Origin of the sequence: Vibrio variabilis (assembly GCF_003263785.1) — a bacterium.
In the GTDB taxonomy this organism is placed as follows: domain Bacteria; phylum Pseudomonadota; class Gammaproteobacteria; order Enterobacterales; family Vibrionaceae; genus Vibrio; species Vibrio variabilis.
Map to the genome: position 1 here is coordinate 56,614 of NZ_JYJK01000073.1, position 13,916 is coordinate 70,529.

Annotated in this window: 9 protein-coding genes and 3 pseudogenes; 9 read left to right on the plus strand and 3 right to left on the minus strand. The window is 45.7% G+C overall.

What is annotated here, in order from left to right:
* Positions 1–181: 181 nt before the first annotated feature.
* The 3 genes and pseudogenes from clcA (at position 182) to cqsA (ending at position 4,067) form a co-directional block, all read left to right on the plus strand.
* Complete coding sequence (gene clcA / locus TZ48_RS11120; protein WP_112479198.1) at positions 182–1,585, plus strand: H(+)/Cl(-) exchange transporter ClcA; 1,404 nt, start codon at positions 182–184, stop codon at positions 1,583–1,585.
* Positions 1,586–1,701: 116 nt separating this feature from the next.
* Positions 1,702–2,664: a TDT family transporter gene (locus TZ48_RS11125; protein ID WP_476723316.1), complete on the plus strand. Its 963-nt coding sequence runs from the start codon at positions 1,702–1,704 to the stop codon at positions 2,662–2,664.
* A 222-nt stretch (positions 2,665–2,886) separates the two neighbouring features.
* A pseudogene (gene cqsA / locus TZ48_RS11130) lies at positions 2,887–4,067 on the plus strand (alpha-hydroxyketone-type quorum-sensing autoinducer synthase).
* A 57-nt stretch (positions 4,068–4,124) separates the two neighbouring features.
* Here the strand turns inward: cqsA and TZ48_RS11135 are convergent.
* Positions 4,125–5,795 carry a hybrid sensor histidine kinase/response regulator gene (locus tag TZ48_RS11135; RefSeq protein WP_239670803.1) on the minus strand — a complete coding sequence of 557 codons (1,671 nt, stop codon included), beginning with the start codon at positions 5,793–5,795 and terminating at the stop codon, positions 4,125–4,127.
* A 570-nt stretch (positions 5,796–6,365) separates the two neighbouring features.
* On the minus strand, positions 6,366–7,019 hold the full coding sequence (gene folE / locus TZ48_RS11140) for a GTP cyclohydrolase I FolE (RefSeq protein WP_112462532.1): 654 nt from the start codon (positions 7,017–7,019) through the stop codon (positions 6,366–6,368).
* Positions 7,020–7,222: 203 nt separating this feature from the next.
* Between folE and moeA the strand changes: the two genes are divergently transcribed.
* From moeA to TZ48_RS11165, 5 genes and pseudogenes are all read left to right on the plus strand, one after another.
* On the plus strand, positions 7,223–8,458 hold the full coding sequence (moeA, locus tag TZ48_RS11145; RefSeq protein WP_112479200.1) for a molybdopterin molybdotransferase MoeA: 1,236 nt from the start codon (positions 7,223–7,225) through the stop codon (positions 8,456–8,458).
* A 33-nt stretch (positions 8,459–8,491) separates the two neighbouring features.
* Positions 8,492–9,216 (plus strand): annotated as a pseudogene (gene moeB, locus TZ48_RS11150) (molybdopterin-synthase adenylyltransferase MoeB).
* 32 nt (positions 9,217–9,248) lie between these two features.
* Complete coding sequence (locus TZ48_RS11155; protein WP_112479201.1) at positions 9,249–9,557, plus strand: hypothetical protein; 309 nt, start codon at positions 9,249–9,251, stop codon at positions 9,555–9,557.
* Positions 9,558–9,661: 104 nt separating this feature from the next.
* A pseudogene (locus TZ48_RS11160) lies at positions 9,662–10,494 on the plus strand (sulfurtransferase).
* A gap of 116 nt (positions 10,495–10,610) precedes the next feature.
* Positions 10,611–11,501 (plus strand): LysR family transcriptional regulator, encoded by an 891-nt coding sequence (locus TZ48_RS11165; protein ID WP_162674550.1) that lies wholly within the window; start codon positions 10,611–10,613, stop codon positions 11,499–11,501.
* Here TZ48_RS11165 and TZ48_RS11170 read toward each other — a convergent pair.
* On the minus strand, positions 11,498–12,496 hold the full coding sequence (locus TZ48_RS11170) for a sugar-binding transcriptional regulator (protein WP_112462941.1): 999 nt from the start codon (positions 12,494–12,496) through the stop codon (positions 11,498–11,500). The two genes, TZ48_RS11165 and TZ48_RS11170, sit on opposite strands and share 4 nt — an antisense overlap.
* 439 nt (positions 12,497–12,935) lie before the next feature.
* Here TZ48_RS11170 and tal point away from each other — a divergent pair, with 439 nt between their 5' ends.
* The gene (tal, locus tag TZ48_RS11175) at positions 12,936–13,886 is read left to right on the plus strand and encodes a transaldolase (protein ID WP_112462527.1); all 951 of its coding nucleotides are present in this window, start codon (positions 12,936–12,938) and stop codon (positions 13,884–13,886) included.
* Positions 13,887–13,916: the final 30 nt, after the last annotated feature.

Consider the following 13,916-nt stretch of genomic DNA (forward strand, 5'->3'; position numbering starts at 1 on the left):
ATAAGTGACGCTTTTGAACCTAGGTCAAAATGGCCGAGCATTGGTGAAACCTCCCACCAAAGCATATAGAAGTAGTGATAAGTGGAATACTACTTTTCATTCTTGCCACTATTGCCAATTTTGCTAGGTCGTATAATTTTAACCTTAAAGATTCACTCCTCGCATACAGGCACCCATCCCTATGACCAAAAGTGAGAAAATAAAACAATCGTTGCTTGCCCACGTACCAAAAGGAACGATTAATCAGTTTCTCTCTCGCGATAAAACGCCCATTTCTGTCCTCCTGCTCTCTTGTGTGGTTGGTGTATTCGCAGGTCTTATCGGTACCTTGTTTGAGATCGGCGTGCACTTTGTCACTGAAACTCGCACCGACTGGCTAAAAGATGAGATCGGCTCCGTACTGCCTTTATGGCTGCTTGCTTTTGTCATTAGCGCATTCTTGGCGTTCATCGGCTATTTTCTGGTACACAAATTTGCCCCCGAAGCTGCTGGCTCAGGTATTCCAGAAATTGAAGGAGCAATGGACAATATGCGCCCTGTTCGTTGGTGGCGTGTGCTACCGGTAAAATTCTTCGGTGGTTTAGGTGCCCTGGGCTCCGGAATGGTATTGGGGCGCGAGGGCCCAACGGTGCAAATGGGCGGTAACATTGGACGCATGGTTACCGATCTGTTCCGGGTTAAGAACGACGATAGTCGACACACACTACTCGCCTCTGGCGCAGCAGGCGGTCTAGCCGCCGCTTTCAACGCACCTCTTGCTGGCATTATGTTTGTTGTGGAAGAAATGCGCCCGCACTTTCGTTACTCGCTTATTTCAATCAAAGCGGTACTCATCTCTGCGGTTACGGCTACCATTGTATTCCGCTCTATCAATGGCCAGCATGCGGTAATTACGATGCCGCAATATGACTCGCCTGATCTCACTGTCTTGTGGTTATTCCTATTGCTAGGGACTTTGTTTGGTGGCTTTGGGGTTGTGTTCAATCGGCTGGTCACACTGTTTCAGGATATGTTTGTACGTATCCACAAAAACGATCTCAAACGATTTCTGTTTACCGGTTCGATGATCGGTGGCAGTTTTGGCTTGTTACTTTTATACGTCCCTGAACTCACAGGTGGTGGCATTGGCCTAATTCCGGAAATTACCAATGGAAGCTTTAGTGCGGGGATCCTGATTCTTTTGTTTATTGGGCGCGTTCTCACCACGCTCATTTGCTTTGGCTCTGGGGCTCCAGGAGGAATATTCGCGCCTATGCTAGCCCTAGGCACTTCTTTTGGTTATGCGTTTGGATTGGTCGCACATTCGCTATTTCCTGAGTTGCCTATCGAACCTGGTGTATTCGCTATTGCAGGAATGGGGGCATTATTTGCCGCTACGGTGCGCGCCCCTATCACTGGAATTTTGTTGGTGATTGAAATGACAAACAACTACCACCTTATTCTGCCGCTCATCATTACTGGCCTTGGTGCAACGATTGTCGCGCAGATGCTAGGCGGGCAGCCAATCTACAGCCAGTTACTGCACAGAACACTTAAAAATGAGAAGCTGCGTCAGGAAGATTTGCCTAGAAAAGAATCAAACTAACCACACAAACTGTGGTGATGGTTTCGTCCCTACAAAAAGCATGTATAATTAGACGGCTAGACTGCTATGCCCTAGCTGTCGATTGATATGGATTTTCAAGAGAGCCCGCAGTGACCATCAGCCTTGCTTCACTAAAACGCCTTACACAGTTTCACAACGTACCCACCTCACAAGCGTCTCTAGCGCTTGGCATGATTGGTCTTGGTCACGCTTGGGCGTTATATGTTCCTGAGTTTGGGAAAAAGGTTCAACCTATATTGGCTTCCATTGGTGCGCTGTTGCTTCTGCCAGTACTCATTAAATACCTACTCAATAGGCATACCTTTTCTGCGGATATTAAACACCCTCTCACAGGTAGTTTGATGGCACCGATGAGTATGGCCCTACTCATTTTATGCGACTACCTTGCGGTTATTCTTCCCTTAATTGCCTATCCTCTTTGGTTTGCTGCATTAACATTGCATGTTTGTATGGCCGTGCTGTTCTTCTATTACCAGTTAAAGAACTTTCGTATGTCGAATATAGTACCAAGTTGGTTTCTATATCCTGTGGGGCTAATTAGCAGTTCACTCGCTGGTACCCAATTTGGTCATACGGTTTATTCAGAAACCATTGCTTCTGTTTGCATCACTATTTACTTTTTTATGCTACCGTTGGTGCTTTATAGATTGGTATTTGAGGGGATGCTACCAAAACGAGCGAGACCCACACTGGCGATAATGGCAGCACCGATCAACCTCACATTATCCGCATACTTGGTTAACTTTTCCGAGCCTGATCCTATACTCACAGGTGCACTTGCAGGGATAGCAATCACCATGACGCTGCTCATCTATCTTTGCTACATTCGATTATTACGTCTGAAATTTCAGCCATCTATTGCTGCGATCACATTTCCGTCTGTGATCAGCTCTATCGCCATGCATCGCTTAACGACCTTCTTTGAAGCTGAGCACCCTCACTGGCATTGGCTACATAATTTCGGCTTTTTGGAGCTGTCAGTCGCCTCTTTGGCGGTCGCTTGGGTAACGGTGGGGTTTGTAAAAATGTATTGGCCAGAACTCGTAACTAAGCATTGATTTTATTTGATATAAATGTCAAAATTTATAAATATTGACACAATTATCAAGCAGTTAGACTCCCAACGGGTATATTCAGAATAAAACTATTCCCACCAATATAGTTCATTTTGCAACCAGCAACAAATAATAAAATATTCCATAGTGACAGGTATTCTCTCGTCGGCAATAAATAAATGCATCGGCCGACATATAAATCAATTTTTATAGAGAATAACTGCTATGCAACTAACTCAGATCAAAAAGTCTCTCCCAGATTTTATCACTAAGAAGTTTGACGCAATCATCGAAGATAGAATTAATATTCTCGCTGACCGTAAGCCGATCATTTTTGGCATGCCTCCTAAGTCAGGTGACGTTGTGATGCAGACTAATGATTATTTGGATTTGCACAATAACGATGCTATTAAAAATGCCCATATCCAAGCTATTCGCGACAACGATCAGAGCCTTCTCATGTCGGGCGCTTTACTGCGAGGCGCTGAAAACCAGCTGTATTCGAGGAAAAGCTCGCCAAGTTGACTGGTTTCGACCGCTGTGTCGTCGCCCAATCTGGCTGGAATGCTAATATCGACCTACTCCAAGGAATCTGCGACAAAGATACCAATGTCTATGTCGACTTCTTCGCTCACGCATCTTTATGGGAGGGAGCAAGGATTGCTGGCGCAAAGGTTCATATGTTTATGCACAACAATATGCGTCACCTTGAGAGACAATTAAAGCGTCATGGCTCCGGTATCATCCTGGTCGATTCCATTTACAGCACCATTGGCACTACTGCACCACTTGTCGATGTGGTGTCGCTGGCATACAAGTATGACTGCGCGTTAGTCGTTGATGAATCCCACTCTTTGGGTACACATGGCCCCAACGGAGCTGGACTCGTTGCAGAGCTCGGGCTTACAGAGCATGTCGATTTCATTACCGCAAGCCTTGCTAAAACCTTTGCTTATCGCGCTGGTGCTATTTTAGCCAACGAGCAAACCGCCTATTTAGTTCCTTTATTGGCGTATCCATCCATCTTTAGCTCAGCAATGCTGCCCTATGAAATGGATCGATTGAACGCGACATTTGATGTGATTGTTGGCGCCCATGAGGCAAGGCGAGCATTAAGACAGAACGCAGACTATTTAAATAGAGGGCTTCGTTCGATTGGTTTTGATATTGATAGCGAGTCACAAATCTTTGGTATCGATACTGGAGATGTCCACAATACACTCAAGATCAGAAACTTTCTAGAGGAAAATGGCGTGTTTGGTTCTGTGTTCTGCCCACCAGCCACACCGCATGGCAAACACTTAATTCGCTTTTCCATTAACTCAGGTCACACTAAAGAAGAACTGAATCGCGTATTAGATGTCTGCCAAAAAGCATGGGATAACCCAGAACTATCGTTCTCTTAGGAGCCTATGCGTAATAGAAAAAAGAGCGCTCAAATGAGCGCTCTTTTCCGTTAGAACTCAGTAAATCCAGGTGGCAACTTTATCGATAAGCTCATCTTTTGGCGTCGGCTTAACCAGATAGTCATTCATTCCATACTCGTTGATTTTAACTACTGTCTCCTCACTCTTATCCCCGGTATAACCAACAATAGGAATCGAAGCATAGTGGCTTTCAGACTGTCGAATGCGCCTTGTGGCTGTGAGCCCATCCATAACAGGCATTTCAATATCCATTAGGATCAAATCAACATCTTCTTCTTCCAAAGTTTGCAAAGCGGTCTGACCATTATCTGCTTGAATGACATGCAACCCCTGTTTTTCGAGCATAATACTTGTAATGGAACGCAATGAGTGATTGTCATCGACAATCATGACTGTGCGCTTGGTCGAGATTTCGTTGTATGAATGCGCCGGCTGCTCAACATCAAAATCGTCAAACAACAGGTAGTCGACGGCTGCAGATGGATCTTGAACAAACTTCTGAATACTAAACAACTGAATATCGACATAACGTTGGAAATACAGATTGCGTGGAGAGTTTTCATCATGTATGAAGGCAATGCGTCCTTCAGTAAAACTAAGTTTGCCTTCAAGACGTGACATGAGTGCCCAGCCAGCGGCATCTAGATCACCATCGATAACGATGAGATTGTATTCAAACTGATGCTCTTCTAAGTCAACGGCCTCGGCCAATGTCTTGTGAGTCAGGTTTAAATCGGCCTCCAGTGCTACCTGCCTAATATCGCTGTCTAATACACCCAGCTCATTACCGATAAACAACACGGATTTTGCTTTCATAAGTTCCTGCTTAATCGTGGCGACTTGTGTTGACTCACTATCCGGGAATATAAGTTCAAACTCTGTCCACTCTTCAAATTCTGAGCGGCATACAATACTGCCACCAAATGATTTCATCACTTTCTTACAGAACGATAAACCAAGACCAAAGGTGCCGTTTTTACCTGTGGTGTAGAAATCTTCAAAAATATTCTTAATAAGCTGTGGCTCGATGCCCTGCCCTGTATCTTTGATAAATACACTGTAGCCATCGGACGTCTTTTTTGAGGATACGGTGATTTTGAAACGACCTGTGCCACGATGACGAAAAGCGTTCTTTAGCAGATTGTAGATGACATACTTTAGCAAGGTATCACTGCCCAGATACTCAAAATCTGTGTCCATTTCTAGAGTAACGAGTCTCTTTTCTGTCGCATTCTTGTAGCTATAACTATCAATAGCATTCTCGATAACTTTCTTTGCTCGATGTTTACAGAACGTAGAGGTTGATACTCTATTTTGATCGATAGAAGTGAGTAGTAGGTCAATGGTTTCATTTCCTGTCCATATCACTTTCATCGAATCTTCAATAATATCATTCAGAATTTGGATCTCTTGCGCATTCAAATGATGTGAGTTTCGGTAAGACGAATTACTGGTTGGTACTATTGCTCGAACGACCTCAAACGAAGAAAGGAGTGCACTAAGCGGGTTTCGCATCTCATGAGCGATCCCTGCACCAAAAGACTTGGCAATAGACACTTTAGCTTCGTGCTCAACTTGATTACGAAAGTAAAATAGGTTGCCGAACACATAAGTAAACGCAAAAATGGGGATGTACGATTGATGCTCTGAAAAGTTCAGCTCTGGCCCTTGAATGTAGTAGCCGTTAAACTCGCCAAAACCAAACAAACAAACGCCTGTAGGAACATCATTCGAGTATCGTGCACGAGCAGAATGTGAATGAAAATAGACGACATAAAGGATAAAACCCAAACGTCAGACCACCCATTCATTAGCATCATGAAAAAGAAGAAATAAGGAAGGCACAGTCCCATCGCAAAAAGATAGTAAACCGGAAGAAATTTTTTAATTCGATTGCTGTAGTGATTGCGGAATGCCATCACAAACACGGAGGCAGTACACAGAAGCCTCAAGCCTAGATTTTCATAAGCTTGAGGAAATAAGTACTCCCAAACCCAATAATATAGAGGGAAACCCGCACCACCCATTATCACTACAAGCGACATATTAGGCTCAGCGTAGTTGTAGATCTTTTGCAGTCGGTTCATCTAGCCAGTCCAACAGAAAGAATTGCCACGGCTGATTGTGCTTTTAATCGTTATAGTGCACTTATAAAAATGCCGATTCTTTCTGATTAAATCTTTTATGTAATCAATAGTATGAACGAAAAGCAGTGACAAATACAATAACGCCTCTTAATTTAGAGGCGTTATTGTATTTTATTTACATTCGAGAGATTTAGCGCAAACCATGCAAAAACTCATGACGTGTTGCTGGGTTAGACTTGAAAATTCCACCCAAAGCGGTTGTTGTTGTCTCACTGGTCGCATCCATCACACCGCGTGACTTCACGCAGTAGTGAACGGCGTCCATGGTCACTGCTACATCATCTGTTTCGAGTAGTGTCTGCAGGGCAACTAGAATTTGCTGTGTCATGCGCTCTTGCACTTGTGGGCGCTGAGCGAAAAATCTGACAATGCGGTTGATCTTCGATAGGCCGATGATTTTACCACGTGGAATGTACGCCACTGCAGCTTTACCATCGATAGTCACCAAGTGATGTTCGCAAGTACTGGTCACCGTGATGTCTTTAACACGCACCATTTCACTGACGTCCATTTTGTTTTCGATGACGGTGATTTTTGGGAAGTTCTGGTAATCAAGACCAGAGAAGATTTCATCCACATACATCTTTGCGATGCGTTGCGGCGTTTCCATCAAGCTGTCATCGGCGAGATCCAATTGAAGTAGAGTTAAGATCTCACGCATGTGGTGTTCAATACGTTCTTTCTTTTCTTCTCTCGATACCTCATTGGGCAACATTGGTGTCTCCAAACCGCGCTCTGATAACGCTGCTTTCACCAATTTTGCTGATTCACTTAAACCTGACATCTTACTTCCTCGCACTAACTCCCGTAAGGCAGACAAGGATACTCGGATTTAATGTGAATTACACCCACAAATTCCGTATTGCTTTGTAACTGCAATGATTTGTGGTTCAAATCGTCGCTTTTATCCAAAGGGATAAGCCATTCGCTGGCAAAAATGTGTTACAGTCAATGGGTTTTAAAGATTCAATTAGGATGACTTATCTTATGGGTTGCTGCGACGCACCGGGCTTGATGCCTATAGAAGAAGCATTGAATAAAATGCTCACACCAATCACGCCAATTATCGATACCATTACCTTGCCGCTCGCTGAAGCGCTAGGGTATGTATTGGCAGAAGACATTCTCTCTCCAATCAATGTCCCACCATTTGATAACTCAGCGATGGACGGCTACGCCATTCGCCTTAGCGATTTCGATCAATCATCCACCATGAAAATGGTTGGAAAATCATTTGCTGGCGCTCCTTTTGAAGGTGAATGGCCAGCGCAGACTACCATTCGCATTATGACTGGCGCTCAAATCCCTTCGGGCTGTGACGCGGTGATCATGCAAGAAAATACCACTACAGAAGGTGACCTTATCACCTTTGATCAGCCAAACATCAAAACCAACATGAACATCCGCCCGACTGGTGATGATATTCGTGCTAATGATGTGGTGTTGAACAAAGGTGCTCGCCTAACTGCGCGTGACATCCCAATGATTGCAACACTTGGCATCAGCCACATTAACGTGTATCGCAAACCCAAAGTGGCATTTTTCTCAACTGGTGATGAGCTTAAACCACTCGGTAGCGATCTAGAGCCGGGACAAATCTATGACAGCAACCGCTACGGCATTAAGCCACTGATTGAAAACTTTGGATGTGAAGCCATCGACTTAGGCATTATTCCTGATTGCCAAGAGACATTAAAAGCGACATTTGAAAAAGCGCAGCAAGTGGCCGATGTCGTGATCACCTCTGGCGGCGTAAGCGTTGGTGAAGCAGATTACACCAAAGATATTCTCGAAGAGCTTGGGCAAATCGGTTTTTGGAAACTTGCGATTAAGCCAGGTAAACCTTTTGCTTTTGGCGAGCTTGATAATGCATGGTTCTGCGGTCTTCCAGGAAACCCGGTTTCGGCTGTACTGACTATGTATGTTTTGGTTCAACCTCTGCTGGCGAAGCTGGGTGGTAACAGTGAGTGGAAAGCGCCTGAATCTATCCCAGCGATTACTCGCAGCGCATTCAAGAAAGCGCCGGGGCGCACCGACTATCAGCGCGGTATCTATCGCATTGAAGACGGCCAATTTGTTGTGGAAACGACGGGTAACCAAAGTTCTGGTGCATTCCGCTCCATGAGCCTAGCCAACTGCTTTGTCGTGTTAGAGCGTGAACGTGGCTCAGTAGACGTTGGTGAAACTGTACAGATCCAATTGTTCAATCCAACACTGTTCTAAGAGGTGATTTTGGATATTCTTTCTGATGAAGAGATGCTTCGCTACAACCGTCAAATTATTCTGAAAAACTTTGATTTCGACGGTCAAGAAGCCCTCAAGCAATCTTCTATCCTTATCATCGGTGCTGGCGGCCTCGGCTGTGCTGCCAGCCAATATCTTGCTGCTGCGGGCGTTGGTACTTTGACTTGGTAGATGATGATGTGGTCGAGCTATCAAACTTGCAGCGCCAAGTGCTGCATCATGACACTAGCATCGGACTGAAGAAAGTGGACTCAGCAAGGCAAGCGTTGGAGAAGCTCAACCCTCATCTCATCGTTCACACCTTTGATAAGCGTTTGAGTGATGAAGAGCTTGAAACGCAAATCATCAAACATACGCTTGTGTTAGATGCGACAGACAATGTGGAAACACGCAACCAACTTAATCGTCTGTGTTATCGGCATAAAATCCCTTTGGTGTGCGGCGCTGCAATTCGTATGGAAGGACAAATTTCCGTCTTTACCTATCAAGACAGCACGCAACCATGCTACTGCTGTTTAAGCGCGCTGTTCGGAGAAACCAGCCTAAGCTGTGTTGAGGCGGGTGTGATGTCGCCTATCGTCGGGATCATTGGAGCGACTCAAGCACTGGAAGCTATCAAGGTCATTGCCGACTATGGCACACCAAAAGTCGCCAAGTTGATGCTATTTGATGGACTCAAATTAAGCTGGCGCGAGATGGGACTGCCTAAATCTAAACAATGCCCCGTCTGTAGCTGATTCTATTCAACACCAACAAAGGAGTACGTCGCATGAAACCGCTCGCTATTGCGTTTATCCTTCTTCTTGCTGGCGTAAGTCTGTTGTTGGTGTTGCTCAAAGTAACAAGCCCTGAAATAGATGGTACTGTCACAGCGACTGTGCAAAACCATGTCCTCACTCAGTCTCTTGATGGCAATCGGCACTATATGGTAGTGAAGCTCGCAGATGGTTCAACAACGAGATTAGTTGCCAATCAAACCTCTCTATGCCCGGTCGGCTCACAAGTCGAGCTCAACGTCATCTCTTCTTCTCTGGGTAAGACCGACACCTACCAACTTGGACAGTGCTTACCACGCTGACCATGCTCACACTTCAGTTTGTACCAAGAAAGCGGGTATAGACATCGCCGCGATTAGCCTGCATCCTAAAAATAAGGAATAGAACAATAATAAGGAAGTGGCTTATGACCAACACTCTCGTCTCTCCCCAGTGGCTTCACTCACAACTTGCCGCCAACCCTAACACCATAGTTCTTGATGCCAGCATCGAGTTTCAAATTCCTCTTGAGCCGCAAAAAGACAAAAGCGGTGTCATACCAGGGGCACAGCGCTTTGATTATGATACGGTATTTTGCGATCCAGACGCCACGCTGCCACACATGATGCCATCGGCTGAGCGTTTTAATGCTCTCGCGTCTGAATTAGGGATTCAGTCCTCTAGCACCATCGTCGTGTATGACAACTCTGGGACGTTTGCATCACCACGTGCTTGGTGGATGTTAAAGTCATTAGGTATTGAAAAGGTATACGTGCTTTCTGGCGGTCTTCCGGCATGGAAAGAGTCTGGGTACGAAGTGGGTAGTGACTATTCAACACCACAGGCTGCTGAGCTATCTCAATCACTCGACAGCCACTATTTTTTATCGGCAGAGCAAGTATTAGACCACGCGCAAAAGCGCAATGCTCGCATCGTCGATGCTCGCTCTCTGGCTCGTTTTAAGGGAGAAACTCCAGAGCTAGAGAAGGCGTGCGCAGCGGCCACATCCCGAGCGCAGTCTGTTTGCCATTTGCCGAGCTTATGGAAGGCGGTACATTAAAGCCTCGAGAAGAGTTAGCACCTCTGTTTGCATCCATCAGTGGCAGTAAACGCGAGCATTTGGTGTTCAGCTGTGGCTCCGGCGTAACCGCATGTATCCTCGCTCTTGGTGCTCATATATGTGGATACACTAACTTGTCAGTCTATGATGGTTCGTGGACGGAATGGGGGCAAAGGAAAGACTTGCCGCTGGAGGTCTAGTCGGACTATACGGCGCTTAGCAGCCGGTCTTCCCTTTCTAAACATCCCGCCTAGCATTGCATACTTTAATCGTATAGCCTATGTTCAATAATACTTTTTTATTGAACATAGGCAGCATGATCAACACAACCTGGCTTAACACGTTTAAAACTCTAGTAGAGATTGGTCACTTTACCCAAACAGCCGAAAAGCTGTTCATGACTCAACCTGGTGTTAGCCAGCATATCAAAAAGCTCGAAGCAAGCCTCAAGGCTGAGTTGATCACTCGGGAAGGAAAAACTTTTGAACTGACTGAGCAAGGACGGTTGGTATACGACTACGCGTGTGATTTAGCCAAGCGAGAGATTTCATTACTGGAAAAACTCAAATACGATGATCCTGAATCCGGGAACCTCAGTTTTTCGGCATCTGGCGCGATAAGCACGGCGCTTTATCCAAAACTTCTTCATCTCCAGACGCAGTACCCAGGCTTGAGAGTCAACATCGAAGCCGCTCCTAATCAACGCGTCATAGAAAGTGTCGCCAACGGCAGCATAGACTCTGGCATTGTGACAGCAGTACCACAGCACCCGGATTTATCCGCAGAGCACTTGGGGCAATTAGAGTTGTGCCTGATTGGCTCAAAGTCTTCGGTCGCCAAACTTAGCCCACGAGACGCACTAGAACAGTTGGGTGTTATCGACCACCCTGATGCTCAGTACTATCTGCAAAAGTTGATTGATCAAAGTGGGCTTGCTGAGTTAGAAGGTGCTGAGTGGCAAGACTTTCGAAAAGTTAGCTATATCAACCAGCACAGTCAGATCTTGCAGCCTGTCGCTATGGGAATTGGCGTCACCGTATTGCCTAAGGTCGCTATCGAGTATTCAGAATATAAAGATAAGGTAGATGTCTGGCAGACAGTGGAGCTCGTGAGTGAGCCCCTATACTTTGTGCAGAAGAAACGTAAACGGCTAGCCGCGCGCTATTCATTTCTGCTTGATGTCATTAAAGAGACGGAGTTTTCCTAATCTTGTTGTGGGCTGTCTGGCAGACTTAACATCTGTTCATCTAGGTTGAGTACTGTCAGTGCGTTGCTTACGCTGGTTGCGACAACATCGACGACCCCTGTGCGAAGCGCACCAAGCAGTGCCATTGGCTTACTGTTTTCGGACGCAATCGCAATCACTTCTGAAATCCGGCGAAACTCTTCAAGTCCCAACCCGATGACGCGGTCACTCATTACAGTATTGGCCGCTCTTCCTTGAATATCGAAAAAATCATAGCCAGCGAAATCCCCAACAACGCCCTGGTTCAAACGAGACTGAACCACTTCGTCAGTTGTGAACCAGCCTAAATCCACCATGTAACTGTTCTCGCTCATGTCACCGACACCGACGACTGCCACGTCAGCTTTGCGAGCCAAGTCTAGCGTCTGCTTTACAGTCGCGTTCTGCATAAAGGCCATTTTCTGGTCGCGATTTTCAGCATAAGCAGGTGCATAAAGTGTTTCGGAAGTGCCACCGTACTTTTTTGCTAATTGACGGCAGATATGGTCTGCGTTGAAGCGCCCGCCTCTAGGGTGGATACCACCGATACCACACACGAACTTACAATCGCGCGGGGCAATAACCCCCATATGATGAGCAACCGCCGACACATTTCGACCTTGCCCCACCGTGACAACAGTGCCGCCTCGAAGGGTTTGAGCCAAATAGTTAGATACTAAGCCACCCACTTGCATGCGCTGTGACTCTTCATCTGGTTGGTCGAGGGCAATCAGCGCTCGTTTAACGCCAAAGCGCTCAATAAGTCGCTGTTCAATCTTGGCACTGTAAACCGGGTGATATTTAACCGTGATTTCAACGATACCTTCATCCCTAGCTTGTTTGAGTAAACGGCCAATCTTGGCACGAGAGACACCAAACTTCTTTGATATCTCCTCTTGTGTCGCCCCGTCTTGATAGTAGGCCACCGCGATTTCGGTCAGTAAGTCATTGCTGGTTTCGTTGTTGTCATTCTTCATCGATGCATTTACCACAAGGATTTTATAAAAATGAGCATTGGCTCAAAGCTCAATCATATGCTCAAACATATCGACACCATATCATTCGCTCACCTTCATTACAATTTCTCAGCGGAATTTTTCACCACCTTCACTAAGCTAGAGCCCTTACGTTTACTATCTTTGCTCCACAAATTTGTGCGAACCTGCAAAAACCAAAAATAACCCTAGTAATAACAGATTTTGTACTAGTATTTGGTTGACTTTAATCGTGCATAGGGTAAATATGACTTCAACATTTACTCACGAGTGATGCAAATGTTCAGGCAATTGTAGACGCTCGTGACCAAGCAGTCTTTTGGCGGTGTTGGGGATTAAGTGAATCTTTGAACCGCTGTTTAGCATTTGTATTTCGAGGCTAAGTCTCAAATTCTCTGCCCTCTAGAATAGGAACGAACCGATGAGCAATAAATTAGAGCAACTTCGCAAACTCACTACTGTTGTTGCAGACACTGGCGATATCGAAGCGATTCGCAAGTACCAACCACAAGACGCAACAACTAACCCTTCTCTGATTTTAAAAGCGGCGCAGATCGAAGAATACGCACCTCTTATCGACCAAGCTATCGAGTACGCGAAATCTCAAAGCGACGACAAAGCACAACAAGTACAAGACACTTGCGACATGCTTGCAGTTAACATCGGTAAAGAAATTCTAAAAACCATCCCAGGTCGTATCTCAACAGAAGTTGATGCTCGTCTTTCTTACGATATGGAAGGCAGCGTAGCGAAAGCCCGTCAGCTAATGAAAATGTACAATGATGCAGGTATCGCAAACGACCGCATCCTTATTAAGCTGGCTTCCACTTGGGAAGGCATCCGTGCAGCAGAGATCCTAGAAAAAGAAGGCATCAACTGTAACCTAACACTTCTATTCTCATTCGCTCAAGCACGTGCATGTGCGGAGGCCGGCGTTTTCCTAATCTCTCCTTTCGTTGGCCGCATCATGGACTGGTACAAAGCGAAAGAAGGTCGCGACTTCGAAGCATCAGAAGATCCAGGCGTGATTTCTGTAACGGGTATCTACAACTACTACAAAGACCACGGCTACAACACTGTAGTAATGGGTGCAAGCTTCCGTAACACAGGTGAAATCCTTGAGCTCGCTGGCTGTGACCGTCTAACTATCAGCCCACAGCTGCTTGCTGAGCTAGAAGAAGCACAAGGTGAAGTTGTTGAGAAGCTAGTTGACTCTAAAGGCTCTAAAGAGCGTCCTGCTGCAATGACTCACGCTGAATTCCTATGGGAGCACAACCAAGACCCAATGGCAGTTGAGAAGCTGGCAGAAGGCATCCGTAACTTCGCTATCGACCAAGGCAAACTTGAGGCGATGATTGAAGCTAAGCTTTAATCCACATCATTTTCTAGAGGGGAACGTTTG

Excerpts from the sequence above, each read along its gene's own strand:
- folE (WP_112462532.1), bottom strand. The coding sequence starts at position 7,019 with ATGTCAGGTTTAAGTGAATCAGCAAAATTGGTGAAAGCAGCGTTATCA.
- TZ48_RS11170 (WP_112462941.1), bottom strand. The coding sequence starts at position 12,496 with ATGAAGAATGACAACAACGAAACCAGCAATGACTTACTGACCGAAATC.
- TZ48_RS11165 (WP_162674550.1), top strand. The coding sequence starts at position 10,611 with ATGATCAACACAACCTGGCTTAACACGTTTAAAACTCTAGTAGAGATT.
- TZ48_RS11155 (WP_112479201.1), top strand. The coding sequence starts at position 9,249 with ATGAAACCGCTCGCTATTGCGTTTATCCTTCTTCTTGCTGGCGTAAGT.
- moeA (WP_112479200.1), top strand. The coding sequence starts at position 7,223 with ATGGGTTGCTGCGACGCACCGGGCTTGATGCCTATAGAAGAAGCATTG.
- clcA (WP_112479198.1), top strand. The coding sequence starts at position 182 with ATGACCAAAAGTGAGAAAATAAAACAATCGTTGCTTGCCCACGTACCA.
- tal (WP_112462527.1), top strand. The coding sequence starts at position 12,936 with ATGAGCAATAAATTAGAGCAACTTCGCAAACTCACTACTGTTGTTGCA.